Below are 23,368 nucleotides of genomic sequence, written 5' to 3'. Positions count from 1 at the left end.
GGAGCGCAGAAAGCATGGGCCATTGTAGGAGTGAGCTTGCTCGCGATAGCGTCAGGTCGGACGATAGTTTCTTGAAAAAAATTTACCTCTATCGCGAGCAAGCTCACTCCTACAATGGCCCATGCTTTCTGCGCTCCAGGGACGCTCCAGGTCCAGTGCTGGACTTTCAATCATCCCCAAGGGAAACAGGCCTGGCACTGCTCTGCAATGTCCTGCCCAGCGCCTCATTGACCTGCAGCCAGCCATCAACGGCATCGCGACCGGCTTCGGCAAAGACCCGTTGCAACAGCTTTACCTGTTCGCGACGCAATGCCTGTTCGAACTTCACGCCCTCGTCGGTCAACCTCAACAAACGTTTGCGTTTGTCGGTGTCCGGGGCGGCGCTGTGGACCAGGTCCATGGCAATCAACTGACGCAGCGGCGCATTGAGTGCCTGCTTGCTGACACCGAGCACGCAGAGCAGCTCTTTCACGCTCAAACCAGGGTAGCGCGCGATGAAAAACACCACGCGTTGGTGTACGCGACTGAAGCCTCGGCGAGCGAGCATTTCGTCAGCTTTTGCTGTGAATGCCTGATAGCCGAAGAAAAAAGCTTCCATGGCGGCTTGTTGGGAGGCGGAATTTTTAAGGTCAAGCATATTGACGTATCTAGGTCCGGCGTCGTAATTTCGGTCAACCAGTTTGACTTATTTCCAATTACTTCGGCTAGCGGTGATCTCAATGGCTTTCTCCGAACGCGTGTCCCGGCTTAAAAGTTCTCTGATTCGTGAAATCCTTGCCGCGGCTCAGCGTCCGGAAGTCATGTCCTTCGCCGGAGGCCTGCCGGCCGAAGCCATGCTGCCCAAAGTGGAGTGGGCGGACATGCCCGTTGCGCTCGGCCAATACGGCATGAGTGAAGGCGAGCCTGAATTGCGCGAAGCCCTGGCCGCAGAGGCGCGAGCTATCGGCTTGCAGTGCGACGCCAGCCAGGTGTTGATCGTCAGCGGTTCGCAGCAGACGCTGGATCTGGCGGCCAAGCTGTACATCGATAAAGGTACGCAGATCGTGCTTGAGGCGCCGACTTACCTGGCGGCGTTGCAGATTTTCCAGTTGTTCGGTGCCGATTGCCTGACGGTACCACTTCAAACTGATGGCCCGGATTTGCAGGCCTTGCGACAGCAGCTGGAGCAACACCAGCCCGCGTTCGCCTACCTGATTCCGACTTTCCAGAATCCCTCCGCGGTGCGTTACAGCGAGGCCAGCCGTGTGGCCGTGGCCGCCCTGCTTGATGAGTTCGGCGTGACCTTGATCGAAGATGAGCCTTATCGCGATCTGACGTTTGATGGCGGCAGCGCCAAGCCCATCGCCAGCCGTTTGCAAAAAGCCAGCTGGATCTACACCGGCACCGTGTCAAAAACGCTGTTGCCAGGTTTGCGGGTCGGCTATCTGATTGCCAGTCCTGACCTGTTCCCGCATTTGCTGCGTTTGAAACAGTCGGCGGATCTGCACACCAATCGTTTAGGCCAGTGGCAGGCCCTGCAATGGATCGGCACCGAGCACTACCGTGAGCACTTGTGTGAGTTACAGAGCTTCTACCGTCAGCGTCGTGATGCATTTGAGGCTGCACTAAAACAACATTTTGCCGATATAGCTGACTGGAACAGTCCGCAAGGTGGTTTGTTTTTCTGGCTGACGCTCAAACAACCGATGGATACACGCACTTTGCTCGACGAAGCGCTCAAGCAAAATGTTGCGTTTATGCCGGGGGAACCGTTTTTTGCTGATCCAGACGCCAACCTTGGTTATTTAAGGCTCAACTTCAGCCACATTGATCCGGCCCGTCTCGACGAAGGCCTGAGACGATTGGCAGCGGTCGTGCGTCAGGCCCGGTTAGAGCGAGCCGCTTAGCAGCGGGCATCAGGCGAATTCAAGGAGAAGGGTATGTACAAGGTTTACGGCGATTACAAATCGGGCAACTGCTACAAGGTCAAACTGATGCTCAATTTGCTGGACGTCGAGTATCACTGGGTGCCGGTGGATATTCTCAAGGGGGAAACCCAGACCGCAGCGTTCCTGGAGAAGAACCCCAACGGCAAGATCCCGGTCCTGGAACTCGAGGACGGCACCTGCTTGTGGGAATCCAATGCGATTCTCAATTTCCTCGCTGATGGCAGCCAGTACCTGCCAAGCGAACCGCGATTGCGCACGCAAGTGCTGCAGTGGCAGTTCTTCGAGCAGTACAGTCATGAGCCGAGCATCGCCGTCGCGCGTTTTATCCAGTTTTATCTAGGGCTGCCTGAAGAGCGTCTGGAGGAATATCGTTCGTTGCACAAGGCTGGCTACCGCGCCCTCGCGGTGATGGAACAGCAGCTGAAACGCACGCCGTTCCTGGTCGGCGATCACTTTTCCATCGCAGATATTGCGTTGTATGCCTACACCCATGTTGCCCATCAGGGCGGTTTCGACCTGACGCCATACCCTGGCATCGAGCAATGGCTTGAGCGCGTAAAGGCTCAACCTGGTTATGTGGGCATGTTGGACTGATCACGGCGGATACCTGAAAAGCCGGTCACGCAACATGACCGGCTTTTATATGTCCGATTGTTTTAGCAGGGCTTAAATCACTTGGCTGTGTCAGCACAGGCATTTAGTCTTCGCGCCCTTCGGGAGCGGCCCCGTAACCCGATAACAATGACTTTAAGGAAACGAGTTCCCTATGCGCTTTTCAATGATGGCGGTTCTGATGTTCATGGCGCTGGGCATTGGCTGCTCCGCTTCGGCGCAAACCCCGGGCTGCGATGCCAACCAGGCTGCAATGAATCGTTGCGCAGGCCAGCAACTGGCGACACTGGATGCGGAGCTGAACAAGCAATACAAGGCACAAATGGCTTACTTGCAGACGCCTGAGAAGAAGCAGGCGTTCAAGGCTGCGCAGCAGAAGTGGATTGCTTTCCGTGATGCGGATTGTATGTATCAGATAGGCAAGGCTGAGGATTCCGGCTCGATGTGGCCGCTGCAGCAATCCCGGTGTATGGCGGAGCAGACCAGGGTGCGCGTCGAGCAGTTGAAACAGTATGCGGCGTGCCGTCAGGAAGGCTGCCCGAACTGAAGTCGGGCGCGCGATAAGCGGGGCGGTGACGGTTTCGATGCGGTGACCAAACCCTCTGTAGGATCCAGCTTGTTGGCGAGGCGGTCTGTCAGGCAATGATGCTTTTCTGGCATGCCCCCCTCGTGAACAAGTTCACTCCTACAGGGAGATGTTGCCCCGTTGGATCAGATCGCTGCGAAGCGCTGATTCAGATAATCAATGATCACCTTGGACTCATACATCCAGGTGGTCTTGCCATCTTCCTCGATGCGCAGGCAGGGCACTTTGATCTTGCCGCCCTGATCAAGCAGTGTCTGGCGATCCTGTTCGTTGTTTTTTGCATCATGCAGCGCAACCGGGACATTGAGTTTGTGCAAGGTGCGCCGGGTTTTGACGCAGAACGGGCAGGCATTGAACTGATACAGGCTCAGATTCTTTGCTGACTGCTCGACGGCAGCCTGGGCCTCGGGCGTGCGTTTTTTCTTCGCCGGGCGGGTGATGAAGTCGCCGAAGATCACCAGTTGGCCAAGACCAACCCTCAAAGCTTTTATAAACACGTGAAGACCTCGCGAGAAACAGGCGGGAACGTATCGCCCATGGCCCGGCGAGTGGTCAGCCGGGCAGGGCGTCGGTCACTTGATGAGGCTGAGGAACTCGCTGCGGGTGGCAGCGTTGTCGCGGAATTCCCCGAGCATCACTGAAGTGATCATCGACGAGTTCTGCTTTTCTACACCGCGCATCATCATGCACATGTGTTTGGCTTCAATAACTACCGCAACGCCAAGCGCACCCGTCACTTGCATGATCGCTTCGGCGATCTGACGGCTGAGGTTTTCCTGGATCTGCAGGCGGCGGGCATACATGTCCACAATGCGTGCGACCTTGGACAGACCCAGTACCTTGCCATTGGGGATGTACGCAACGTGCGCCTTGCCAATGAACGGCAACAGGTGATGCTCGCACAGCGAATACAATTCGATGTCCTTGACCATCACCATTTCGCTGGCGTCGGAGCTGAACAGGGCACCATTGGTGACCTCTTCCAGCGTTTGCTGATAACCGCGACACAGATACTGCATTGCCTTGGCAGCGCGTTTGGGAGTGTCGAGCAGACCTTCGCGGGAAACGTCTTCCCCCAGTTGGCCAAGGATCGCGGTGTAGTTCTGTTCCAGTGTCACAGGGGTTGTTCCGTAAAAGGTAATGCTGTCCGCAGCGGTACCGTGTCGATAACCAACATTTGCACGACATGGCCAGGCTGATCAGCAAGAAATGCAGGGCAAGCCTGCGTTGCGCGACATAGTAACGTAGGACAGGCGGCAATTGTATCGCTTGATGTGGGTAGGTTGCCTTCCAGACCGCTTTCACGGGGTCACGGCAGTCTTGTGGGGAGACGATTGCTACTTGATATTCGGCAACAGTCGTACTTCCACGCGTTGTCCCAAAGCACGTGCTGCACTGGCCAGGGTTGCCAGAGTCATCCCCGCGTCGCTCTCATCAAGGGCGCGGTCCACCACTGTCCGGCTGGTATGCATCCGCTCGGCGAGGTCTTTTTTGGTAACTTTCTGAAGCCTCATCGTTTCTGCAAGCTGCCAGGATATGACTCGTTTCAGTGCCGCAGCGGTGACTTCTTCGACAAGATCCTGTTCCGCAAGAAAATCGTCGAAGTCAGATCCTACGTTCTTGTTCATCATTGGCTCCTCATAGCCGCGACTTGCGCTGTCGTGCAGTCGTTAAATCCGTTGAAGGTGTCTTCTGGCTTTTTTTGATGAAGCCGTGAAGCAATACCATTTCGCAAGCTGTGACCGTGAACAGTACCCGGGCGATGGTATCGCCAAGCTCAACCCTGACCTCCCAGAGCCCGGCTTCAAGCTTTCGAACAACGGGCATACCCATCGGCCATCCGAGTTGGACGGCTTTTATATCAATCCCGATCAGTCGCCTGTGCTGGCGCGTTAGATTTGATAGCCATTCACGAACCGGCTCATTGCCAGCGTCTGTGCAGAAGAAACGTACGGCGAGAACAGGTGTGTCATCAGGCATGAGGATGCAGTGTACCTAAATAGGTGCATATGGCAATGGTGGAAGGCTTGCGGGTGCCTACTGTAGTCACTGATGATTAGAGCTGGTGGTAGATATGTATCCAACCGCTTACCAAGCTCCTACCAACCCGCAACAGAAATAAAGCCACACGCGCTGTCTGAATGAGCAGGTAACAAATACCTGTCGCATGAGAGAGTGAAGTGATGTTCGGTCGAATGGTAAAAGTGGCAATGGTGGTTGCAGTGCTGTCTACAGTTTCAGGCTGTTGGCCGTTCTGGGGTCCAGGCGGACCCGGTGGGCATGGAGGCGGTGGTGGGCATGGCGGCGGCGGTCACTATGAAGGTGGCGATCGCGGCGGTCCTGGGGGCGGCGGTCCGGGCGGGCGTCCGTAACGATCCCCGTAGTTGATTCTGGCTGCGACGGATTACTCGTCGCGGCCTTCCATCATGGTCCGCTTGAGGATCACGTAAACCGCTCCCGCGCCGCCATGTTTTGCCTGGCACGAACAGAAGCCCAATACCTGCGGATGTTGCCGTAGCCATGTGTTGACGTGGCTTTTGATCATAGGACGCTTGCCGTCCAGCCGCACAGCCTTGCCATGGGTGACACGCACGCAGCGGATTTCCAGTTTTGTCGCCTCGGCGAGAAACTCCCACAGGGTTTCCCGTGCGACCTCGACGGTCATGCCATGCAAATCCAGACTGCCCTCGAAGCTGATCTGGCCAAGCTTCAGCCTGCGCATCTGGCCTTCCTGCACGCCATCGCGGGACCAGCTCAACACATCCTCCGGCCCGACATCGATCACGAACTGATCCGATAGCCCGTCGACTGTCACTGAATCGGTACGCACCGTCGCGGACTGACGCAGTCTGGCCAGGAGTTTACGGTCGGTCTTGGGTTTGCCTACATCGGCATATTCTTGCTTGATGGGCTTAACGCCACGCAACTCGTTTTTGAATAGGGAAAAATCGTCGTCTTGCATGTCAGCCTCCGCGAAGAGGGCTAGTTTAACCAAGTCGCGGTGTGAGCGGTGGTGTGATCCACATATAGGTCGTGGGACCGGCTTTAGCCGGGAAGAGGCCGGTACAGGCAGTGATGATGTGGCGTCAGGAATGCTGCCTTCCCGGCTGAAGCCGGTCCCACGTGCAAGCGTGTTTGCCGAAAAAGTTCTTCAGTCCTGCTTCTTCATCAAGTGCGGTGACATGTTCAGACCGTTTTTGCGGCGGCGACCTACACGGCAGCGACGCCATAGCCAGATGCCGACGTAGAGCACCAACAAGCCACCGAACACTACCAGCGCTGCGCCCAGCGGGCTGGCGTTAAGCTCACCCAGCACCTGAGGTCGACCGATCAGGCTGGAAACACCCGCCATAGCCAGCAACACGCCGAAAGTCGCCAACAGGGCTGCAATGGCCGAACCAATGCGCACGCCCCAACTGCCCGATCCTTTTGGACGCAGGCGACGGGCGTCAAAACCGTCGGATACTTTCATTCCGATTTTCCTCCAGAGTATCGGGGTCTGACCCGGACAGTCGGCCGCTGGTTCCCGGAGGCGGGGGATTCAGGGCAAATGACGGGTATTAATGGATAGGCGGTAATGTGAACAGCGTCACATGACCGCGAATGCAGCGACTGGCGTATGGCAGCCCGCGAGGCATGAAGCACTCCGGCGTGGAGCGACGGTGCTCGTAGCCGGGCGGGGCGTATGGGGGTTGGTTTCTAGCGGTTCAGATCAGGTCTTTGGTCAGCGCCAGGGTCGCGAAGTTATCGTTCATGATCGCCATTTCAGTGCGATGAACGATGTGGGCGCTGACAACCCCGTCGGGGCTTGGCAGGTCGCGTGTTGCGCAGGCATCGTCTACCAGAGTGCAACGGTAGCCGTAATCCTTCGCTGCCCTTACGGTCGTGCTGATACTCGAATGGCTCATGAAGCCGCAAACGATAAGGTCCAGATGACCAAGGCTTTGCAACAAGTCGTCAAGGCCGGTGCCGTTGAACGCGTTGGGCAGACGTTTTTCAACCACGCGTTCGTCTTCCAGTGGCTTCAACTCGGGCATGAACTCACCGCGCTCACCCTGCGGGTCGAACAGGCCGCCGACAGTACCGAGATGGCGGATGTGCACGACCGGGCATTTGCCGGCACGGGCCGCCGCCACCAGTTTGCAGATGTTGGCTGCTGCTTCGTTAACGCCGGTCAGGGCCAGCGGACCACTGAGATATTCTTTCTGGGCATCGATAATAATCAGCGTGGCATTACTCAAAGTGGCCGCTGCGTAGCCACGGCCGCTGAGTTGAAACATAGTCTTTGGATCGGACATCTGGGGCTCCTTTGTGTGGGGCTTTTGCGTCATTCTCCTCCGCCTGAACGGTTCTGTGAATGGCGACGGTGAGAAGCTCCGGTTTCTCTGGCCTGTAGCGGCGTTGATCAATCTGGGCGGTTAGCATTATGCCTTGATTGAAATGCCACGTATCCAAAACCATCGTCGAACGTGAGCCGGGTCGCGAATGGCGTTCGGGCATCGTGTGTTGCAGTCATGGCTGCTAGAATCCCGGAACGTATTCCAAGGAGCTTGCCCCCGTGATCACATCCCGCTTGCGCACCGTGCGCGACCATATCCGTTGGGCGGTCAGTCGCTTTCATCAGGAAGACCTGTTTTTCGGTCATGGAACTGACAATGCCTGGGACGAGGCGCGCCAGTTGGTGCTGGGCGCGTTGCACCTGCCTTGGGAAATTGCCGACAGCTATCTGGATTGCCGTCTGGAGCTTGATGAAATTTCGGAGCTTCAGCGCCTGATCTCCCGGCGCATTGACGCACGCGTGCCGACCCCGTACTTGCTGGGCGAGGCATGGTTCTGCGGTATGTCGTTCATTGTCGATGAGCGTGTACTGATCCCGCGGTCACCGATTGCCGAGCTTATCGAGAACCACTTTGCCCCTTGGCTGGCTGACGAACCGGCGCGCATTCTCGACCTGTGCACCGGTTCCGGCTGTATCGGTATCGCCTGTGCTGACGAGTTCCCTGACGCTGAAGTGGTGTTGGCTGACTTGTCTTTTGAAGCGCTGGAAGTTGCCAACCAGAACATCGAGCGTCACGGTGTTGATCAGAGGGTTTACACCGTTCAGGGCGACGGCTTTGACGGCTTGCCGGGGCAGCGCTTCGACCTGATCGTCTCCAACCCGCCTTATGTCGATTCCGAAGATTTCGCAGACATGCCGGACGAATACCAGCATGAGCCGGAACTGGCCCTGGCCTGTGGCAGTGACGGTCTTAACCTGGTGCGCCGGATGTTGAGCCAGGCGGCGAATCATCTGACCGAAAAAGGTCTGTTGATCGTTGAAGTGGGTAACAGTCAGGTTCACGTCCAGGCGTTGTACCCGGAAGTCGAGTTTGCCTGGCTGGATTTCATGCGCGGTGGTCACGGCGTATTCATGCTCAGCGCAGCCCAGTGTCGAGAGCATCAAGCGCTGTTTGAATCGCGGGTCTGATGACTGATCAAGGCCTGAAGGCGCTCGCGATGAGCGCCTTCAGTTTGGAGAGCTATTCAGTTTTAAAGGCTAGCGGTGGGTTGCGATCCAGATCAGCAATCCGGCCTGGAATACTGCAAAAGTCACCAGGCAGGCAATAGTGAAGCGCAGGCCACTGTCTTCACGCTTGTATTTGCCGACTCGATCCTCATGCTGACGGATCGCAACTTCTTGCTCGATCATCTTCTTCTCGGCGTTTTCCAGCATCTGTGAGGCTTCGAGAATTTCGATGATCTGAATCTTGTCGTTGTTCCAGGTGCTGTGCAGATTGCCGACCGGGACTTCCTTGAAACTGCCTTTCATATGCTGCGCGTCGGCGTAGGCGACTTCGAAGCCCTGGGTTTTCAGGAAATGATCGCGGCGCAGGCGAGTGTCTTCGTTCAGCCCGTCCTTGCTCGGCAGGGCGAAGGCTTCGACTTTATAGGTCGACCATTTTTTCTGCGCCCAGTGAATGCCCTGAGCGATCAGAAAACGGCCGATACCCCGGTTCCAGGGCTCGATCTGCAAGCCCGAGTCCGGTCCGAAGCGCACGATATGCTTTTCGTGATCGACCCAGACATCCAGATGGTTCTGTTCACGCCGCACCCGTTGCCCTGGCAACTGGATGCTCAGGCGCAGCAGGCTCACCTCTTTGCTATGGCGCTCGGCACGGCCAAACTGGACAAAGCGCAACGGCCGGCCACCCGTGGCCCGGTCGGTCTGCAGCGGGGCCAGACGCAACATCACAAAATGCTCTGGCTTGACTTCGTCCCACAGCTGCGCAGGCGCCGGAGCTTCAGCTTCGGCGACTGAAGTATTTTCAGTGGTTTCGGGTAACGCGTTCGTTTCAGTCATGTTCACGGCGATCCTGTCCTTGACCCTGTGCAGCAAACACAGAGCCAGCAATCACGTATCGGCCGTTTTTCCGAGTCCTGAAGGGGCGTCAGGATTCCTGACGCCAATTTCCCACGGTCATGCCTTAGGCAGGCCGTCGATAAAGCGCAGAATTCGCGTGGACAGCTCACTGGCTAGAGGCAGTTGCGGATTTTTGTAGGACTCCAATTGCTGCTTGATGTCGTCCGGTACGATGCGCAACACGTGATTCATGCCCTCTATCAGGGCCAGTTCGGCATCGGGTTTGGCTTGCTTCAACAGCTCTGCATCGCCGACACCGACCTGGATGTCGTTTCGACCCTGGACGATAAGCGCTGGAACTTTCAATTTGCCGAACGCGGCAGCCGGGGCCTGGCGGAACAACGAAATCAGATACGGCTGCACGCTGGGGCGGAACACCACTTCCAGCTCGTCCGGAACATCGTTGTCGGTCTTGCCTGCCTTGATTTCATCAATCAACTGATTGCTGCGCAGCAGCAGAGGCGGAGGCAGGCGCTCTTGCAGTTGTTCGCGCAATACTTCATCCACCGGACGACCTGTACCTGCTACCGAGATCACCGCAGCGGCACCGGCTTTTTCAGCCGCCAGTGATGCAACCAGCGCCCCTTCGCTGTGACCCAGCAGGATCAACTGACCCAGACGCGGGTCCGTCTTGAGTTTCTGGCCCCATGCTTCGGCATCGGCAACATAAGCCTCGATGCTCAGATTGCGCTCATCAGGAGTAGCGGCCTTGCTCGCGGCGACGCCGCGTTTGTCATAACGCACGCTGGCGATGTTGTTTCTGGCGAGGGTGCGCGCCAGAAGTTTCATGCTGTCGTTACGCCCGCCGTCGGGGTTATTGCCATCGCGGTCAGTAGGACCCGAGCCAGCAATAATCAATACCACCGGTACGGGCGTAGCGGATTTGGGCAGCAATAAGGTGCCGGACAGCTCACCCGTCGCGGTTTGCAGAACGATGGGGCGCTGCAGGACAGATGGGGTGGCAGCGTGGGCAAGCCCGGTGAGCAGGGGAAGGATCAAAGCGATAACGCGTAGCATCGTTGGGCCACTATCTGATGGGATGCCGATTGGACGCGGCCAGACGGATAAGGTTCGAGGATGAACTACACGAGCAGCCTGCGTATACTGGCGGGCTTGTTTATATCGACCTGGTTTTTTCGCTGATTTATCGGAGCGTCCGCATGTCCGGCAACACCTTCGGCAAGCTGTTCACTGTCACCACTGCCGGCGAAAGCCATGGTCCGGCGCTGGTTGCTATCGTTGACGGCTGCCCGCCGGGCCTTGAGCTGTCGCTGCAAGACCTGCAAGTCGATCTGGATCGGCGCAAGCCCGGCACCAGCCGCCACACGACCCAGCGTCAGGAAGCCGATGAGGTGGAAATCCTCTCGGGTGTCTTCGAGGGCAAAACCACCGGGACCTCCATTGGGTTACTGATTCGTAACACTGATCAGAAGTCCAAGGATTACTCGGCCATCCAGGCCCAGTTCCGTCCGGCCCACGCCGATTACACCTATCACCACAAATACGGCGTTCGCGATTATCGCGGCGGCGGTCGCAGTTCGGCGCGGGAAACAGCCATGCGTGTCGCGGCCGGTGCCATCGCCAAAAAGTACCTGGCGAAGATGGGCATCGTAGTGCGCGGTTACATGAGCCAGCTCGGGCCCATCGAAATCCCGTTCAAGACCTGGGATTCGGTAGAGGAGAATGCGTTCTTCTGTCCTGATCCTGCCAAGGTTCCGGAACTGGAAGCCTATATGGACCAGTTGCGCCGTGATCAGGATTCGGTCGGTGCAAAAATTACCGTCGTTGCCGAAGGCGTTATGCCAGGGCTGGGCGAGCCGGTCTTCGATCGTCTGGATGCTGATCTGGCTCATGCGCTGATGAGCATCAACGCGGTCAAGGGTGTGGAGATCGGTGCCGGTTTTGCCAGCGTTGCCCAACGCGGCACCGAGCACCGCGACGAGCTGTCGCCCGCCGGTTTCCTGTCGAACAATTCCGGCGGGATTCTCGGCGGTATCTCCTCAGGCCAGCCAATTGTGGCGCATCTTGCGCTGAAACCGACTTCCAGCATCACTACGCCAGGTCACTCCATTGATGTTCACGGCAATCCGGTGGATGTAATTACCAAGGGCCGACACGACCCGTGCGTAGGCATCCGTGCCACGCCTATCGCCGAAGCCATGATGGCCATCGTGTTGCTGGATCATCTGCTGCGTCATCGCGGTCAGAACGCCGATGTCCGGGTTACCACGCCTGTGCTGGGTCAGCTGTAATGCTCGAGGGCGTTGCTGCTGCCAAGGCCAACTGACGTGACGCACCCCCCGGCTGGACAGCTGCCTTATTGGCGGCTGTCCAGCTTTTACGTTTTTTACTTCGCCTTGCTCGGCTCTACCGCGCCATTCCTGCCGTTGTATTTCAGCCATCTCGGCTTCTCCAGCGCGCGTATAGGGGAACTGGTTGCGATCCCGATGCTGATGCGTTGCCTTGCGCCGAATGTGTGGGGTTGGCTTGGGGATTACACCGGCCGCCGACTGGTCATCGTGAGACTTGGCGCTATGTGCGGGTTGCTCGCGTTTTCCCTGATTCTGGTTAAGCAAAGCTACGCTTGGCTGGCGATGGTCATGGCCCTGCATGCGTTCTTCTGGCATGCCATCCTGCCGCAATTCGAAGTCATCACCCTGGCGCACCTGCGTGGTCAGACGTCCCGCTACAGCCAGATCCGGCTGTGGGGCTCCATCGGTTTCATCCTGACAGTCGTGGGCGTGGGACGGCTATTCGAGAGCTTGAGCCTCGACTATTTCCCCGCTGTATTGGTCGCAATCATTGTCGCGATTGTCATCAGCAGTTGGTGGATTCCCAATGCTCAGCCGGTGGTGTCGACGACGCACCCGGAAAACGGTGGCTTTTTCCGACAATTGACCCGGCCCGGTGTGCTGGCCTTCTACGCCTGCGTCGGGCTCATGCAAATGAGCCACGGGCCGTATAACACGTTCCTGACCCTGCATCTGGAACAACTGGGTTACGGTCGTGGCTTGATCGGAATGCTCTGGGCAGTAGGCGTCGTCGCGGAAGTGTTGATGTTCATGGCCATGAGTCGGGTATTACAGCGTTTCTCGGTACGGCAGGTACTCCTGACCAGCTTTTTGCTGGCGTCGTTGCGCTGGTTGTTGCTGGGTAATCTTGCGGATCATCTGGTGGTGTTGCTGTTTGCCCAGTTAATGCACGCCGCGACGTTCGGCAGTTTTCACGCCACTGCCATCCATTTCGTGCAACGTAGCTTCGGTGCGCAGCAACAGGGTCAGGGGCAGGCGCTTTATGCCGCATTGGCGGGCACGGGCGGCGCACTGGGTGCGCTTTACTCCGGTTACACCTGGAACTTCCTTGGGGCCGGCTGGACATTTACTATCGCCAGTGCTGCGGCGCTGGCCGCTGCCGTGATGGCGGCTACACGAATGAAAGAGGAGCGGGCATGAGCCGCGAACAACTGAGTCAGGCAATCATCGACGCCGGCCGTTTTCTGTACGGTCGTGGCTGGTCACCGGCTACCAGCAGTAATTACTCGGCGCGGCTGTCCGCCACCGAAGTGCTGCTGACCGTGTCGGGTAAGCACAAGGGCCAGTTGGGCATCGACGATGTGCTGGCGACGGATCTTGACGGTAATAGCCTGGAGCCCGGCAAGAAGCCGTCTGCGGAAACCTTGCTGCACACGCAACTGTACAGTTGCAGACCGGAAGTCGGCGCGGTGCTGCACACCCATTCGGTCAATGCGACAGTATTGTCGCGTCTGACCGAGGCCGATCACCTGGTGTTTGAAGATTACGAGCTGCAAAAGGCTTTCAGCGGCGTCGTGACCCACGAATCCCGGGTCGTAGTACCCATTTTTGACAATGATCAGGATATCGCGCGTCTGGCGGCGAAGGTTCAGCCGTGGCTTGATGCACATCCTGATTGCGCGGGCTACCTGATTCGCGGCCATGGTTTATATACCTGGGGCGCGAAGATGAGCGATGCACTGCGGCAGATCGAGGCGTTCGAGTTCCTATTTGAATGTGAACTCAAAACCCTCGCCATACTGAACCGATAACGTTTTAGCCTTCAGCCTGAGCGATCTGTAAAAGTCGCAGGGCAAACTGAACCGAGCCGAACCGAACTGAGGAGCGCCGCCATGAGCAGCCTGTATGTTTATCACCAGTCCAGCCCTGAGCAGCCAGATAAAGTCTTGACCCATGTCGAGGACATCGCCTCGACCCTGGCCGAGCATGGCGTCGGCTTTGACCGCTGGCAGGCGGCGACGCCGATCACGCCGGGTGCCAGCCAGGAAGACGTGATCAATGCCTACCGGGTACAAATCGACAAGCTCATGACCGAGCGCGGCTATGTCACTGTGGATGTGATCAGCCTCAACAGTGATCACCCGCAAAAAGCCGAATTGCGCGCAAAGTTTCTCGATGAGCATCGCCATTCCGAAGACGAGGTGCGTTTCTTCGTCGCCGGGCGCGGCTTGTTCACTCTGCATATTGGTGAGTATGTCTACGCCGTGCTGTGCGAAAAGAACGACCTGATTTCGGTTCCAGCGGGCACGCCGCACTGGTTCGACATGGGGGAGAACCCGCATTTCGTCGCGATCCGCCTGTTCAACAACACTGAAGGCTGGGTTGCGAACTTCACCGGCGAGAAGATTGCCAGCCAATTTCCGCAGCTTGACGATTTATAGGGTTCAGTTAATGACAATCAAAGCGGTCCTGACTGACATCGAAGGCACCACCAGCGCCGTCAGTTTTGTGTTCGACGTGTTGTTCCCATACGCGGCAAAGCATTTGCCGGATTTTGTCCGTGAGCAGGCCTCACGACCTGATGTCGCCGCGCAGCTGCAAAAGGTGCGCGAAGACAGCGCGCAGCCGGATGCCGACGTCGAGCGGGTCATCGAGATTCTCCTGGGCTGGATTGCTGAAGATCGCAAGGCCACACCACTTAAGGCGCTGCAAGGCATGGTCTGGGAGCAGGGGTACAACGCCGGTCAGCTCAAAGGCCATGTTTATCCTGATGCGGTGGACGCGCTCCAGCGCTGGCATCAGCAAGGTTATGGGCTGTACGTTTATTCCTCCGGCTCGATTCAGGCGCAGAAGCTGATCTTCGGCTGCTCGGACGCGGGCGATCTGTCGGGCTTGTTCAGCGGTTATTACGACACCACCTCGGGGCCCAAGCGCGAAGAGCAGTCGTACCGCAACATCACCACGGCCATTGGCTTGCCGGCTGGGGAAATTGTTTTCCTGTCGGACATCGTCGAAGAGCTGGATGCCGCCAAGGCCGCTGGCATGGCCACCTGTGGCCTGGTACGTGACGGTGGCGAGTTGAAGGGGCACATCAACGTGGCCAGCTTCAGCGACATCGACCTGGCTGCATTCTAGTCGCGCAGTTCTGACTGCCATTGCAGAAGTGAGTCGCAGCTTCTACCAGTTGATTCAACCTGTTCAGCCGATATCAAGCCATCACGTGTAAGCCTCGTCCTGTTGAAAAGTAGGATGAGGCCTTTACTTGGGTACGTAATACCTGTTTGTTGCGAGTGTTGTTCTACGAAGCTTTTAATCGTGTAGTTTTCTGATTGATCCATCCCTGGCGCAGCCCAACTAACAATCATTCAAACCCTGCGCCGTGCCTGGACAAAGGAGCGAACTGCGATGGGAAGTGCTGAATCAATCAACTCGACCGAGAATCCTCTCATACAACAAATGGTCAGGAGCATCCATGAACTGGACAGCAATCAGGCGATCGAGAATGCGCTGGACTGGTTACGCCAGGAGTGTCAGTGCGAAGGGGCGATATTTTGCCAGTTCAGGGGCTCAATGCTGCTGACGTTGGTGACCTCCAATATTGATCGCACCTGGAGTCAGCATTATCGACGTCAATTGCTGTTGATGGACGATCCGGTGGTCAATCACTACCGTGAACAATTGGGATTCATCGACTGGAAAGCTGCTTTCAAGCGCTATCCACCCACGGACAGCTTTATGCAGCACGTGGAAAAGCATGCGCTGACACCGGCATGTTCCTATGGCTACACCAGCCCCGCGCGCAGTTTTCAGGGCGTTACTTCGATTTGTTCACTTAACGGTTTGAGTCGACCACTCAAGGCGCCGGACATGTATTTATTATCCAGCCTGGTGCCGGTCCTGCATCTGGTGGGCCGAGGGACGAAGTTGCGTTCACGAGGGCTGAGCGACAAGGAAGTTGAAATTCTCGAATGGGCACGTGACGGCAAGACGGCTTGGGAAATCGCGACGATTCGACAAGTGTCCGAGGCGACGGTCAAATATCACTTCAGAAGTATCTACAGCAAACTTGGGGTGTCCAACAGGGCGCAGGCAGTAGGGGAGGCGTTGTGTCAGGGCATCATCAAGTGAGCAACAATCAGCCAAATACCTGTGTGGCAATCATGTTCCCTATAGGAGCGCGCCCTATGCCCATGACACACCGCTGTCGCGAAGAAAACATAGATCTGTAGGAGCTGCCGAAGGCTGCGATCGCGGTGTATCAGGAGAAATGCCTCGCAGCCTTCGGCAGCTCCTACAGAAAATGCATTTCAACCCACTAATTTGCTTTTCGGCGAACCATTGGGCTTGCATGGGCAAAGGTTCTGCCTCGCCAACAAGTCGTCTCCTGCAGGGGCTGGGTTTCGGCCGATCTGTCACCAAAGCAAAAAAAAGCCGTGAATGCCAATTGGCAGTCACGGCTAAACAAAGGGAGCGAAGCGTTTGAATCAATACAGCGTGAAACGGGCAGTCAACATTCAAAATCAACGGGTGTGATAAGTCGGCAGGTCAAAGCGGTGTTGACTTTGCAGCATGGAAATCGCGGGCAGATCGCTTGCCTGGCCAGCCAGGTCACGGCGGATCGCGCTGATCACCCACTCGAGTTGCACTGGAGTGTGCAACTGAGCGTAGGAAATTGAACGGCGGATCTGTTTACCTTCGCTATTACGCAACGACAACAGCACACCGCCATCCGGGCGGGCTTGAGTGGTCACGTCGAATTCGGAAAATACGGAAGCGAATTTTTCTTGAATAAAAGTCATGTCTAGCGGCTCCATTGCTCATGGGATAACAAGCTTGGTAGTACTAGTGCAGTGACTGTGCCAGTCTTGGCGTTCTAAAAAAACCGTTTAAAAACAATAGTTTATGAATATTTTATTTTTTCATATTCGTGCAATATGCATGAATGCCTATCGGGCATCCTGCATTTTGCGGTTTTTTTCAGGTTTTTTTTTGCGGCGAGGGAACTTTGCTGCGCGGGGCAGAAAGGATTCAGCGGGATAGGTTGTGTCTTGTTTCGTGAATACTCCGACCGCGCAATCGGGTTTTTATTCGAGCAGCCAATAAAAAAGATGGGACGAACGTCTCATGGGTCGATGAATGGTGGTGCGCAATCGTGCATCTTGACCCCGGACGAACGCCTCTGGAGACTTGCGGTCATTAAATGCAAGGAGAGAGTTGCCGCACGGTCGCTCTGCTCATGCCTTATTTACTGCGGGAGTCACCCATGTCAGACCAGAACACCAGCCATCAACCTGTGCAAATGAACGACGAAGAAGCTTTGGAATTTGCCGAGCAGGTCTTTGATGTCGCTCGTCGCGGCGATGCAGTGATGCTGGAGAGGTTGCTGGAGAAGGGCCTTACGCCAAACTTGCGCAACCACAAAGGCGACACGCTATTGATGCTCGCCAGTTACCACTGCCATCAGGATGCCGTGCAGGTTTTGCTCAGATACAACGCTGATCCCGAAATTCGTAACGACAATGGTCAGAGCCCGATTGCGGGGGCTGCATTCAAAGGTGATCTCGAAGTCGTCAAGTTGCTGGTCGAGGGCGGCGCTGAAATCGAAGGTGCTTCGGCTGACGGCCGTACTGCATTGATGATGGCGGCGATGTTCAACCGCACGGCTATTGTCGATTACCTGATCAGCAAGGGCGCGAACCCTGATGCGCGTGATGCCAAGGGCGTTACGGCGCTGGCCGCTGCGCAGGCGATGGGGGCCGCAGATACTACCGAACAACTGGCGCGGCTCGCTGGCTGATTGCATTACTGGCGTAAGTGATAGAGGCGCGAAGGAATTGTCGGTATCCTTCGCGCCTTTATTTTGCTCGTGATCAGGATCTCCCATGAAGAATCAACTCATCGAATTAATCAGCAAAATCAGTTCGGGTTGCATGGGTGAGCAGGATATTGAGCGTATTGCCGATGAGGCTGCACAGGCCTATGCGGACCCTTCGGCGTTTCTGGCCGCCAATCCCGATATCAATTACGACGATACGTTTCCGATCCCGTTAGGCGAGTGGGTCGTGGTGGGCAGCTTGCCGGATACGGTGCTGTTTCAGGCCGACACCTACATGGACCTGTTTGCGCAGATCGTCGAGTCGTTCGGCAAAGACGTGGCGTTCAATATCAAACCCAAGCAATTGGCTAAGGTTGAGGCGCTGACCGCGCTCAATCGCATCCAGATTCAGTTGGCCAGCATGAACAAGGAAAACGGTGGCTACGTGTTGATGAATTTCAGCCAGCCGCTGGATGATGAGCTGCAGGCCGTACTCGTTTATGGGAACGATCAGGCTCGTGTGCTTGAGTTGTGCGCGGCACTGAACATTCAGGCAGCGCCTGCACTGGAAGCGCTGCGCAGCCTTTAAGGGCCTAGCCCAGCGCCGTGTCGAGAAACATCATCACCGCAAAGCCGCCCATCAGCCCCAGGGTTGCTGAAGTTTGATGGCCATTGCGGTGGGTTTCCGGAATCACTTCATGAGACACCACGAAGATCATCGCTCCCGCTGCCAGCCCCAGGCTGACGGGATAAGCGATGGCAAAGCCGCTGGAAATCCCCACGCCGATCAGCGCGCCGACGGGCTCCATCAAGCCTGAGCCAACCGCGACCAGCATGGCCTTTATTGACGACAGGCCCGTTACCCGCAACGCCAGAGCGATAGCCAGGCCTTCGGGAATGTCCTGAATCGCAATGGCGGTGGCCAGCGGTATCCCGACGTCCATGTCGCCATTGGCAAAACCGACGCCTATTGCCATGCCTTCTGGCAAGTTGTGAAGAGTGATTGCCAGCACGAACAGCCAGACCCGGTTGATGCGCTCGGAATGAGGGCCCTGACGGCCAACACTTTCGTGTTCGTGGGGGGTGAATTTATCCAGGCCAAGCATCAAGAGCACGCCCAGCCCAAGGCCGAGCACCACGGTGCCCGCAGCGAGTGGCCCGCTGTCGGTTATTTCACGAGCTGCCGCCAGACCCGGCAAGATCAGCGAAAACGAACTGGCGGCAAGCATCATCCCGGCTGCGAAACCCAGCATCACATCCTGGGTGCGCTGAGCCACTTCCCTCAGTGCCACGGCAACGATTGCCCCCAATGCGGTCGCCGCGAAACCTGCTGTTCCACCGAGCAGCGCGTAATGCAGGTTGTCTTGATTAGTGCCGTAAAGAGCGTTGTAACCGCTGGCAATAAAAAGCCCGAGGACGACCAGCACGACCAGCAAAAAACTCAGGCTGAGCAGGGGAGTGGACTGAGCCTGGGCTAACCATGAAGCCCAAAGCGATCTTGGTTGTGCGGGTGTTTGCATGACTGGGCGACCTGTCTGAAAAATCTGAAGGCCAATGTTTAAATAAATGACCCGATCCGATTCGGAACCTGCAAATATGCTGTTGGTTCAACGGAACGCTTTAGGAAAGCCACTATCCTAAGGGGCAAGTATTCAATCTGGAGCAATATCATGGGTTCGACGTTTAATGGTTTGGTAGGGCTGATCATTCTGGCTCTTGATATCTGGGCCATCATCCACGTATTGAAGAGCGGGGCCGAAACCGGGATCAAAATACTCTGGGTACTGCTGATCGCGTTGCTGCCTGTGCTGGGGCTGATCATCTGGGCTGTTGCCGGGCCGCGGGGTAATGTGCGGATTTGATGTCTGCTTGTGGATTCAAGCCCTGTATTGGCATCACGCTGTAAACGAGCGAACTGTAGGAGCTGCCGAAGGCTGCGATAGTGGTTTGTCAGGTTAAACGCTTCGCAGCCTTCGGCAGCTCCTACAAAATGCGCATCTTCAGACTCAGGGGTTTTTAACAGAACCCAGGGTTTTCAGTGATTGCGTCACCCAAGGTTCGACCTGTCATCGTTCGCGACGTAGAATGCGCGCCTTTCTTATGGGCGGCTGGCCGTCCTGTTTTCAGCATTCATCAGGGACCTACCCATGAGCGATTATCAAGAAACGTTGTACGAGGGTTACGGCCAGCGCTTTCGCATTGAGAAAATGCTTCACGAAGTGCGCACTGAGCATCAGCATCTGGTGATTTTCCAGAACCCGCGCATGGGCCGGGTCATGGCGCTGGATGGCGTGATCCAGACCACTGAAGCTGACGAGTTCATCTACCACGAGATGCTGACCCACGTGCCGATCCTGGCTCATGGCGCGGCCCGTCGTGTATTGATCATCGGCGGCGGTGATGGCGGCATGCTGCGTGAAGTGGCCAAGCACGACACCGTCGAGCACATCACCATGGTCGAAATCGACGGCACCGTGGTGGAAATGTGCAAGGAGTTCCTGCCGGAACATTCCAAGGGTGCATTCGATGACTCGCGCCTGAATCTGGTGATCGACGACGGCATGCGGTTTGTCGCGACAACCGAAGAAAAGTTCGACGTGATCATTTCCGACTCCACCGACCCGATTGGTCCGGGTGAAGTGTTGTTCTCGGAAAACTTCTATCAGGCCTGCCATCGCTGCCTGAACGAAGGCGGTATCCTGGTGACGCAAAACGGTACTCCGTTCATGCAGCTCAGCGGCGTGCAAACCACGGCCGGGCGCATGCGTGGCCTGTTCGCGGACTGGCATTTCTATCAGGCAGCGATTCCGACCTACATCGGTGGCGCAATGACGTTTGCATGGGGGGCGACTGATCCGGCATATCGCAAGTTGCCACTGGAAACCTTGCGTCAGCGTTTCGCAGGCAGCGGCATTGTTACGCGCTATTACAATCCTGAGGTGCACATCGGCGCGTTCGCATTGCCGCAGTATGTCTTGCAGGCTGTGAACAAACCGAGCAACGATTGACCTCTCCGAAGGTTACGCAGGCTTCTTCTATCACGGAGCGAAGCCTGCGTAACGTTTGACGGCACTCATTGCCGTCGATTCGCTACTACAAAATTTTCACGCACCGTCATTGAAAATTGCGCGCGCTTTTCAGCCGTTCGCGATGGGTAATTGTGTGGCCGGGTTTTATTATTCTGGCTTTTCCTCTCACTTCTCACCCGACTTCCTACCGCTGAAGGTAAAACATCTGTCTTGCATCGCTGCTAAATCCTGGGCGATCACGTAAGATTTGCGCCCGTCGTTCGCCAATGCCGAGTCATTGCCGGGCGCACCTGCTTTTCGAACCTTACTTTGAATCCAACGGATCCTAGAACAACATGGCTAAACCGGACGCTATGATTCATAAGCACGCGTCGTCGCGCTCGCTGCAACCCACCGTCAAATCGCATCTGGCCTATACGCTGCTCAGTGCATTGGTACTGATGGTCATGTACACGCTCCTGCGCGTCGCTTTGCTGGTTTATAACCGCGAGATGATCGGCGATACACCAGCCTCTGCCTTTGTCGAGGCGCTGTTCAACGGCATGCGTTTCGACTTGCGTCTGACGGTTTACCTGGTTGTCCCGCTGCTGCTCTCGTTGTTCAGCGTCCGGGCCATGGCTGCACGAGGCTTCTTTCGTTTCTGGCTGACTGTGGTTGCCAGCATCACGCTGTTTCTAGGCCTGATGGAGATGGACTTCTACCGCGAGTTCCACCAGCGCTTGAATGGCCTGGTGTTCCAGTACGTCAAGGAAGATCCAAAGACCGTTCTGAGCATGTTGTGGTACGGCTTTCCGGTGGTGCGCTATTTGCTGGCCTGGGCTGTGGTTACCTGGTTGTTGAGCCTGGTATTCAAAGGGGTTGATCGTGTAACTCGCCCGCGTGGTGAGTTCAGTGTCAGTGATGCCAGCAATCGCACTGTTGCGCCTTGGTATGCACGTATTGGCGTCTTCGTGGTTTGCCTGCTGATCGCTGTTATTGCCGTGCGTGGCACGCTGCGCCAAGGGCCGCCGCTGCGCTGGGGGGATGCTTACACCACGGAATCCAATTTCGCCAACACGCTGGGACTCAACGGCACCCTGACGCTGATCGCCGCGGCCAAGGCCAGCATGTCATCGCATCGCGACAATGCCTGGAAAGCCACGTTGCCTGAGGCTGAGGCGGAGCAGATCGTGCGTAGCATGCTGTTGACCAGTCACGACAAACTGGTAGATGGCGATATCGCTTCTGTCCGTCGCGACTTCACGCCACCGGTAGAAAATACGCTGCCAATCAAAAACGTCGTTGTCATCCTGATGGAGAGTTTCGCGGGACATGCCGTGGGCGCGCTGGGTGATGAGGCGAACATCACGCCTTACTTCGACAAGTTGTCCAAAGAAGGACTGTTGTTCGATCACTTCTTCTCCAATGGTACGCACACCCACCAGGGGATGTTCGCCACCATGGCATGCTTCCCCAATCTGCCAGCTTTCGAGTACCTGATGCGCATGCCTGAAGGCGCGCACAAGTTGTCTGGCCTGCCGCAGTTGCTCAGTGCCCGTGGTTTTGACGACGTCTATGTTTATAACGGTAACTTCGCCTGGGACAACCAGTCAGGTTTCTTCAGTAATCAGGGCATGACCAATTTTGTGGGTCGTGAAGATTTCGTCAATCCAGTGTTCTCTGATCCGACCTGGGGTGTTTCTGATCAGGACATGTTTGATCGTGGCGCGCAGGAGTTGAAAGCGCGTGCGGAGAAGGGCAAGCCTTTCTACGCGCTGCTTCAAAGCCTTTCCAACCACACACCTTATGCATTGCCGACCAATCTGCCGGTCGAGAAAGTTACCGGTCAGGGCTCGCTGGACGAGCACCTCACTGCAATGCGTTATTCGGATTGGGCGCTGGGCCAGTTCTTCGAGAAGGTCAAAAAAGAGCCGTTCTACAAGGAAACCCTGTTTGTTGTAGTGGGTGACCACGGTTTCGGTAATCATCAGCAGATTACTGAAATGGATCTGGGACGCTTCAATGTGCCGATGCTGATCATCGCCCCAGGTGTTCAAGATAAGTTCGGGCAGCGCAGCAGCATTGTAGGAACCCAGATCGACATCGTGCCGACGATCATGGGTCGTCTTGGTGGCGAAACCCGTCATCAGTGTTGGGGACGCGACTTGCTCAATCTGCCGGCTGGCGACACGGGCTTTGGCGTGATCAAGCCGTCGGGTGGTGAGCAGACAGTTGCTTTGGTCACTCAAGACCGGATCCTGATTGAACCGAAGGATATGGAGCCTAAGGTTCTGTCCTACACCCTGGGACATACGCCGCATGCTGAAGTGATTCCGAATGCGCCTGATGCCAAAGAGATGCGCGAGAAGCTCGACAGCTTCCTGCAAACGGCAACCAAAAGCCTGCTGGATAACACTGCAGGGGTCGAAGCCAGCAAAAACTGACCTGCTGGTGATGTAAAACAAAAAGCCCCTCGTGCAGGGGCTTTTTGTTGTGTGGCAAACGCCGCGTTTATGTTCTGTAGCGAACTTGTTTGTGGGACGTAGGCCTGAGCCACCGCATGAACCCTCTCGCCAACAAGTTGCCTCCTACCTGAAACAGCGCTGAACCGGTAGGAGCGAACTTGTTCGCGAGGTATTGGGCCAGGATCACCGCATGAAACCCTCTCGCCAACAAGTTGCCTCCTACCTGAAACAGCGCTGAGCCGGTAGGAGCGAACTTGTTCGCGACGTGTTGGGCCTGGATCACCGCGTGAAACCCTCTCGCC

27 protein-coding genes are annotated in these 23,368 nt (G+C 56.4%); 15 read left to right on the top strand and 12 right to left on the bottom strand.

Annotated elements, in window-relative coordinates:
- Positions 1–166 precede the first annotated feature (166 nt).
- Positions 167–637, bottom strand: a complete 471-nt coding sequence (locus tag H8S59_RS18190) for a MarR family transcriptional regulator (protein ID WP_187522328.1) — start codon at positions 635–637, stop codon at positions 167–169.
- Positions 638–719: 82 nt separating this feature from the next.
- Here H8S59_RS18190 and H8S59_RS18185 point away from each other — a divergent pair, with 82 nt between their 5' ends.
- The 3 genes from H8S59_RS18185 (at position 720) to H8S59_RS18175 (ending at position 3,087) form a co-directional block, all read left to right on the top strand.
- Positions 720–1,886, top strand: a complete 1,167-nt coding sequence (locus tag H8S59_RS18185) for an aminotransferase-like domain-containing protein (RefSeq protein WP_187522327.1) — start codon at positions 720–722, stop codon at positions 1,884–1,886.
- Positions 1,887–1,919: 33 nt separating this feature from the next.
- Entirely contained in the window at positions 1,920–2,522 is a 603-nt protein-coding gene (locus tag H8S59_RS18180; RefSeq protein WP_187522326.1) for a glutathione S-transferase family protein, read from the top strand.
- 172 nt (positions 2,523–2,694) lie between these two features.
- Positions 2,695–3,087, top strand: a complete 393-nt coding sequence (locus H8S59_RS18175; protein WP_187522325.1) for a lysozyme inhibitor LprI family protein — start codon at positions 2,695–2,697, stop codon at positions 3,085–3,087.
- A gap of 164 nt (positions 3,088–3,251) precedes the next feature.
- Here H8S59_RS18175 and H8S59_RS18170 read toward each other — a convergent pair whose 3' ends face one another.
- From H8S59_RS18170 to H8S59_RS18140, 7 genes are all read right to left on the bottom strand, one after another.
- A complete protein-coding gene (locus H8S59_RS18170) occupies positions 3,252–3,623 on the bottom strand; it encodes a glutathione S-transferase N-terminal domain-containing protein (RefSeq protein ID WP_176469938.1) in 372 nt (123 codons plus the stop codon).
- A gap of 75 nt (positions 3,624–3,698) precedes the next feature.
- On the bottom strand, positions 3,699–4,244 hold the full coding sequence (folE, locus tag H8S59_RS18165) for a GTP cyclohydrolase I FolE (protein WP_095099602.1): 546 nt from the start codon (positions 4,242–4,244) through the stop codon (positions 3,699–3,701).
- A 219-nt stretch (positions 4,245–4,463) separates the two neighbouring features.
- A complete protein-coding gene (locus H8S59_RS18160; RefSeq protein ID WP_095099599.1) occupies positions 4,464–4,754 on the bottom strand; it encodes an XRE family transcriptional regulator in 291 nt (96 codons plus the stop codon).
- A gap of 10 nt (positions 4,755–4,764) precedes the next feature.
- The gene (locus H8S59_RS18155) at positions 4,765–5,106 is read right to left on the bottom strand and encodes a type II toxin-antitoxin system RelE/ParE family toxin (RefSeq protein WP_187522324.1); all 342 of its coding nucleotides are present in this window, start codon (positions 5,104–5,106) and stop codon (positions 4,765–4,767) included.
- Positions 5,107–5,530: 424 nt separating this feature from the next.
- Positions 5,531–6,088 carry a Smr/MutS family protein gene (locus H8S59_RS18150; protein WP_187522323.1) on the bottom strand — a complete coding sequence of 186 codons (558 nt, stop codon included), beginning with the start codon at positions 6,086–6,088 and terminating at the stop codon, positions 5,531–5,533.
- Positions 6,089–6,277: 189 nt separating this feature from the next.
- Positions 6,278–6,598 (bottom strand): hypothetical protein, encoded by a 321-nt coding sequence (locus H8S59_RS18145; protein ID WP_187522322.1) that lies wholly within the window; start codon positions 6,596–6,598, stop codon positions 6,278–6,280.
- 235 nt (positions 6,599–6,833) lie between these two features.
- Positions 6,834–7,424, bottom strand: a complete 591-nt coding sequence (locus H8S59_RS18140; RefSeq protein ID WP_027898896.1) for a cysteine hydrolase family protein — start codon at positions 7,422–7,424, stop codon at positions 6,834–6,836.
- Positions 7,425–7,684: 260 nt separating this feature from the next.
- On the opposite strand from H8S59_RS18140, the gene prmB reads away from it, so the two are divergent.
- Positions 7,685–8,593 (top strand): 50S ribosomal protein L3 N(5)-glutamine methyltransferase, encoded by a 909-nt coding sequence (gene prmB, locus H8S59_RS18135; protein WP_095099591.1) that lies wholly within the window; start codon positions 7,685–7,687, stop codon positions 8,591–8,593.
- A gap of 69 nt (positions 8,594–8,662) precedes the next feature.
- On the opposite strand, the gene H8S59_RS18130 is transcribed toward prmB, so the two are convergent.
- The gene (locus tag H8S59_RS18130; protein WP_187522321.1) at positions 8,663–9,466 is read right to left on the bottom strand and encodes a hypothetical protein; all 804 of its coding nucleotides are present in this window, start codon (positions 9,464–9,466) and stop codon (positions 8,663–8,665) included.
- Between the two features lie 117 nt (positions 9,467–9,583).
- Positions 9,584–10,543 carry an alpha/beta hydrolase gene (locus H8S59_RS18125; RefSeq protein WP_095099586.1) on the bottom strand — a complete coding sequence of 320 codons (960 nt, stop codon included), beginning with the start codon at positions 10,541–10,543 and terminating at the stop codon, positions 9,584–9,586.
- A 143-nt stretch (positions 10,544–10,686) separates the two neighbouring features.
- Here H8S59_RS18125 and aroC point away from each other — a divergent pair, with 143 nt between their 5' ends.
- From aroC to H8S59_RS18095, 6 genes are all read left to right on the top strand, one after another.
- Complete coding sequence (gene aroC, locus H8S59_RS18120; RefSeq protein WP_187522320.1) at positions 10,687–11,778, top strand: chorismate synthase; 1,092 nt, start codon at positions 10,687–10,689, stop codon at positions 11,776–11,778.
- Between the two features lie 36 nt (positions 11,779–11,814).
- Complete coding sequence (locus tag H8S59_RS18115; RefSeq protein ID WP_095099582.1) at positions 11,815–12,978, top strand: MFS transporter; 1,164 nt, start codon at positions 11,815–11,817, stop codon at positions 12,976–12,978.
- The gene (locus tag H8S59_RS18110) at positions 12,975–13,589 is read left to right on the top strand and encodes a methylthioribulose 1-phosphate dehydratase (protein ID WP_187522319.1); all 615 of its coding nucleotides are present in this window, start codon (positions 12,975–12,977) and stop codon (positions 13,587–13,589) included. Before H8S59_RS18115 ends, H8S59_RS18110 begins: the two co-directional genes overlap by 4 nt.
- A gap of 81 nt (positions 13,590–13,670) precedes the next feature.
- A complete protein-coding gene (locus H8S59_RS18105; RefSeq protein WP_095099577.1) occupies positions 13,671–14,219 on the top strand; it encodes a 1,2-dihydroxy-3-keto-5-methylthiopentene dioxygenase in 549 nt (182 codons plus the stop codon).
- A gap of 10 nt (positions 14,220–14,229) precedes the next feature.
- Positions 14,230–14,913, top strand: a complete 684-nt coding sequence (mtnC, locus tag H8S59_RS18100) for an acireductone synthase (protein WP_187522318.1) — start codon at positions 14,230–14,232, stop codon at positions 14,911–14,913.
- Between the two features lie 270 nt (positions 14,914–15,183).
- Entirely contained in the window at positions 15,184–15,906 is a 723-nt protein-coding gene (locus tag H8S59_RS18095; protein WP_187522317.1) for a helix-turn-helix transcriptional regulator, read from the top strand.
- A gap of 392 nt (positions 15,907–16,298) precedes the next feature.
- On the opposite strand, the gene H8S59_RS18090 is transcribed toward H8S59_RS18095, so the two are convergent.
- Positions 16,299–16,577, bottom strand: coding sequence for a DUF3509 domain-containing protein (locus H8S59_RS18090; protein ID WP_095099570.1), 279 nt, complete (start codon positions 16,575–16,577; stop codon positions 16,299–16,301).
- A gap of 464 nt (positions 16,578–17,041) precedes the next feature.
- On the opposite strand from H8S59_RS18090, the gene H8S59_RS18085 reads away from it, so the two are divergent.
- Together H8S59_RS18085 and H8S59_RS18080 are read left to right on the top strand one after the other, a co-directional pair.
- Positions 17,042–17,575, top strand: a complete 534-nt coding sequence (locus H8S59_RS18085) for an ankyrin repeat domain-containing protein (RefSeq protein ID WP_187522316.1) — start codon at positions 17,042–17,044, stop codon at positions 17,573–17,575.
- Positions 17,576–17,660: 85 nt separating this feature from the next.
- Positions 17,661–18,182 (top strand): hypothetical protein, encoded by a 522-nt coding sequence (locus tag H8S59_RS18080; RefSeq protein ID WP_187522315.1) that lies wholly within the window; start codon positions 17,661–17,663, stop codon positions 18,180–18,182.
- A gap of 4 nt (positions 18,183–18,186) precedes the next feature.
- Here the strand turns inward: H8S59_RS18080 and H8S59_RS18075 are convergent, their stop codons facing one another.
- Complete coding sequence (locus H8S59_RS18075; RefSeq protein ID WP_095099565.1) at positions 18,187–19,113, bottom strand: ZIP family metal transporter; 927 nt, start codon at positions 19,111–19,113, stop codon at positions 18,187–18,189.
- A gap of 150 nt (positions 19,114–19,263) precedes the next feature.
- Here H8S59_RS18075 and H8S59_RS18070 point away from each other — a divergent pair, with 150 nt between their 5' ends.
- The 3 genes from H8S59_RS18070 to H8S59_RS18060 all read left to right on the top strand — a co-directional run bounded on the left by H8S59_RS18070 (position 19,264) and on the right by H8S59_RS18060 (position 23,045).
- Positions 19,264–19,455 (top strand): PLDc N-terminal domain-containing protein, encoded by a 192-nt coding sequence (locus tag H8S59_RS18070; RefSeq protein ID WP_087267020.1) that lies wholly within the window; start codon positions 19,264–19,266, stop codon positions 19,453–19,455.
- Between the two features lie 285 nt (positions 19,456–19,740).
- Positions 19,741–20,601, top strand: a complete 861-nt coding sequence (speE, locus tag H8S59_RS18065; protein ID WP_095099563.1) for a polyamine aminopropyltransferase — start codon at positions 19,741–19,743, stop codon at positions 20,599–20,601.
- Between the two features lie 356 nt (positions 20,602–20,957).
- The gene (locus tag H8S59_RS18060) at positions 20,958–23,045 is read left to right on the top strand and encodes an LTA synthase family protein (protein WP_187522314.1); all 2,088 of its coding nucleotides are present in this window, start codon (positions 20,958–20,960) and stop codon (positions 23,043–23,045) included.
- The last annotated feature ends 323 nt before the right edge of the window (positions 23,046–23,368 follow it).

The sequence above is a fragment of the Pseudomonas folii genome, assembly GCF_014357575.1.
In the GTDB taxonomy this organism is placed as follows: Bacteria; Pseudomonadota; Gammaproteobacteria; order Pseudomonadales; family Pseudomonadaceae; genus Aquipseudomonas; species Aquipseudomonas folii.
The sequence above is the reverse complement of the archived record's forward strand: the minus strand, read 5'-3'. Positions and strand labels throughout refer to the sequence as shown.

What these genes read in the sequence shown, in the direction of transcription:
- H8S59_RS18190 (WP_187522328.1), bottom strand. Translation starts at nt 637, where the DNA reads ATGCTTGACCTTAAAAATTCCGCCTCCCAACAAGCCGCCATGGAAGCT.
- H8S59_RS18185 (WP_187522327.1), top strand. Translation starts at nt 720, where the DNA reads ATGGCTTTCTCCGAACGCGTGTCCCGGCTTAAAAGTTCTCTGATTCGT.
- H8S59_RS18180 (WP_187522326.1), top strand. Translation starts at nt 1,920, where the DNA reads ATGTACAAGGTTTACGGCGATTACAAATCGGGCAACTGCTACAAGGTC.
- H8S59_RS18175 (WP_187522325.1), top strand. Translation starts at nt 2,695, where the DNA reads ATGCGCTTTTCAATGATGGCGGTTCTGATGTTCATGGCGCTGGGCATT.
- H8S59_RS18160 (WP_095099599.1), bottom strand. Translation starts at nt 4,754, where the DNA reads ATGAACAAGAACGTAGGATCTGACTTCGACGATTTTCTTGCGGAACAG.
- H8S59_RS18155 (WP_187522324.1), bottom strand. Translation starts at nt 5,106, where the DNA reads ATGCCTGATGACACACCTGTTCTCGCCGTACGTTTCTTCTGCACAGAC.
- H8S59_RS18150 (WP_187522323.1), bottom strand. Translation starts at nt 6,088, where the DNA reads ATGCAAGACGACGATTTTTCCCTATTCAAAAACGAGTTGCGTGGCGTT.
- H8S59_RS18145 (WP_187522322.1), bottom strand. Translation starts at nt 6,598, where the DNA reads ATGAAAGTATCCGACGGTTTTGACGCCCGTCGCCTGCGTCCAAAAGGA.
- H8S59_RS18140 (WP_027898896.1), bottom strand. Translation starts at nt 7,424, where the DNA reads ATGTCCGATCCAAAGACTATGTTTCAACTCAGCGGCCGTGGCTACGCA.
- H8S59_RS18130 (WP_187522321.1), bottom strand. Translation starts at nt 9,466, where the DNA reads ATGACTGAAACGAACGCGTTACCCGAAACCACTGAAAATACTTCAGTC.
- H8S59_RS18125 (WP_095099586.1), bottom strand. Translation starts at nt 10,543, where the DNA reads ATGCTACGCGTTATCGCTTTGATCCTTCCCCTGCTCACCGGGCTTGCC.
- aroC (WP_187522320.1), top strand. Translation starts at nt 10,687, where the DNA reads ATGTCCGGCAACACCTTCGGCAAGCTGTTCACTGTCACCACTGCCGGC.
- H8S59_RS18110 (WP_187522319.1), top strand. Translation starts at nt 12,975, where the DNA reads ATGAGCCGCGAACAACTGAGTCAGGCAATCATCGACGCCGGCCGTTTT.
- H8S59_RS18105 (WP_095099577.1), top strand. Translation starts at nt 13,671, where the DNA reads ATGAGCAGCCTGTATGTTTATCACCAGTCCAGCCCTGAGCAGCCAGAT.
- mtnC (WP_187522318.1), top strand. Translation starts at nt 14,230, where the DNA reads ATGACAATCAAAGCGGTCCTGACTGACATCGAAGGCACCACCAGCGCC.
- H8S59_RS18095 (WP_187522317.1), top strand. Translation starts at nt 15,184, where the DNA reads ATGGGAAGTGCTGAATCAATCAACTCGACCGAGAATCCTCTCATACAA.
- H8S59_RS18090 (WP_095099570.1), bottom strand. Translation starts at nt 16,577, where the DNA reads ATGACTTTTATTCAAGAAAAATTCGCTTCCGTATTTTCCGAATTCGAC.
- H8S59_RS18085 (WP_187522316.1), top strand. Translation starts at nt 17,042, where the DNA reads ATGTCAGACCAGAACACCAGCCATCAACCTGTGCAAATGAACGACGAA.
- H8S59_RS18080 (WP_187522315.1), top strand. Translation starts at nt 17,661, where the DNA reads ATGAAGAATCAACTCATCGAATTAATCAGCAAAATCAGTTCGGGTTGC.
- H8S59_RS18075 (WP_095099565.1), bottom strand. Translation starts at nt 19,113, where the DNA reads ATGCAAACACCCGCACAACCAAGATCGCTTTGGGCTTCATGGTTAGCC.
- H8S59_RS18070 (WP_087267020.1), top strand. Translation starts at nt 19,264, where the DNA reads ATGGGTTCGACGTTTAATGGTTTGGTAGGGCTGATCATTCTGGCTCTT.
- speE (WP_095099563.1), top strand. Translation starts at nt 19,741, where the DNA reads ATGAGCGATTATCAAGAAACGTTGTACGAGGGTTACGGCCAGCGCTTT.
- H8S59_RS18060 (WP_187522314.1), top strand. Translation starts at nt 20,958, where the DNA reads ATGGCTAAACCGGACGCTATGATTCATAAGCACGCGTCGTCGCGCTCG.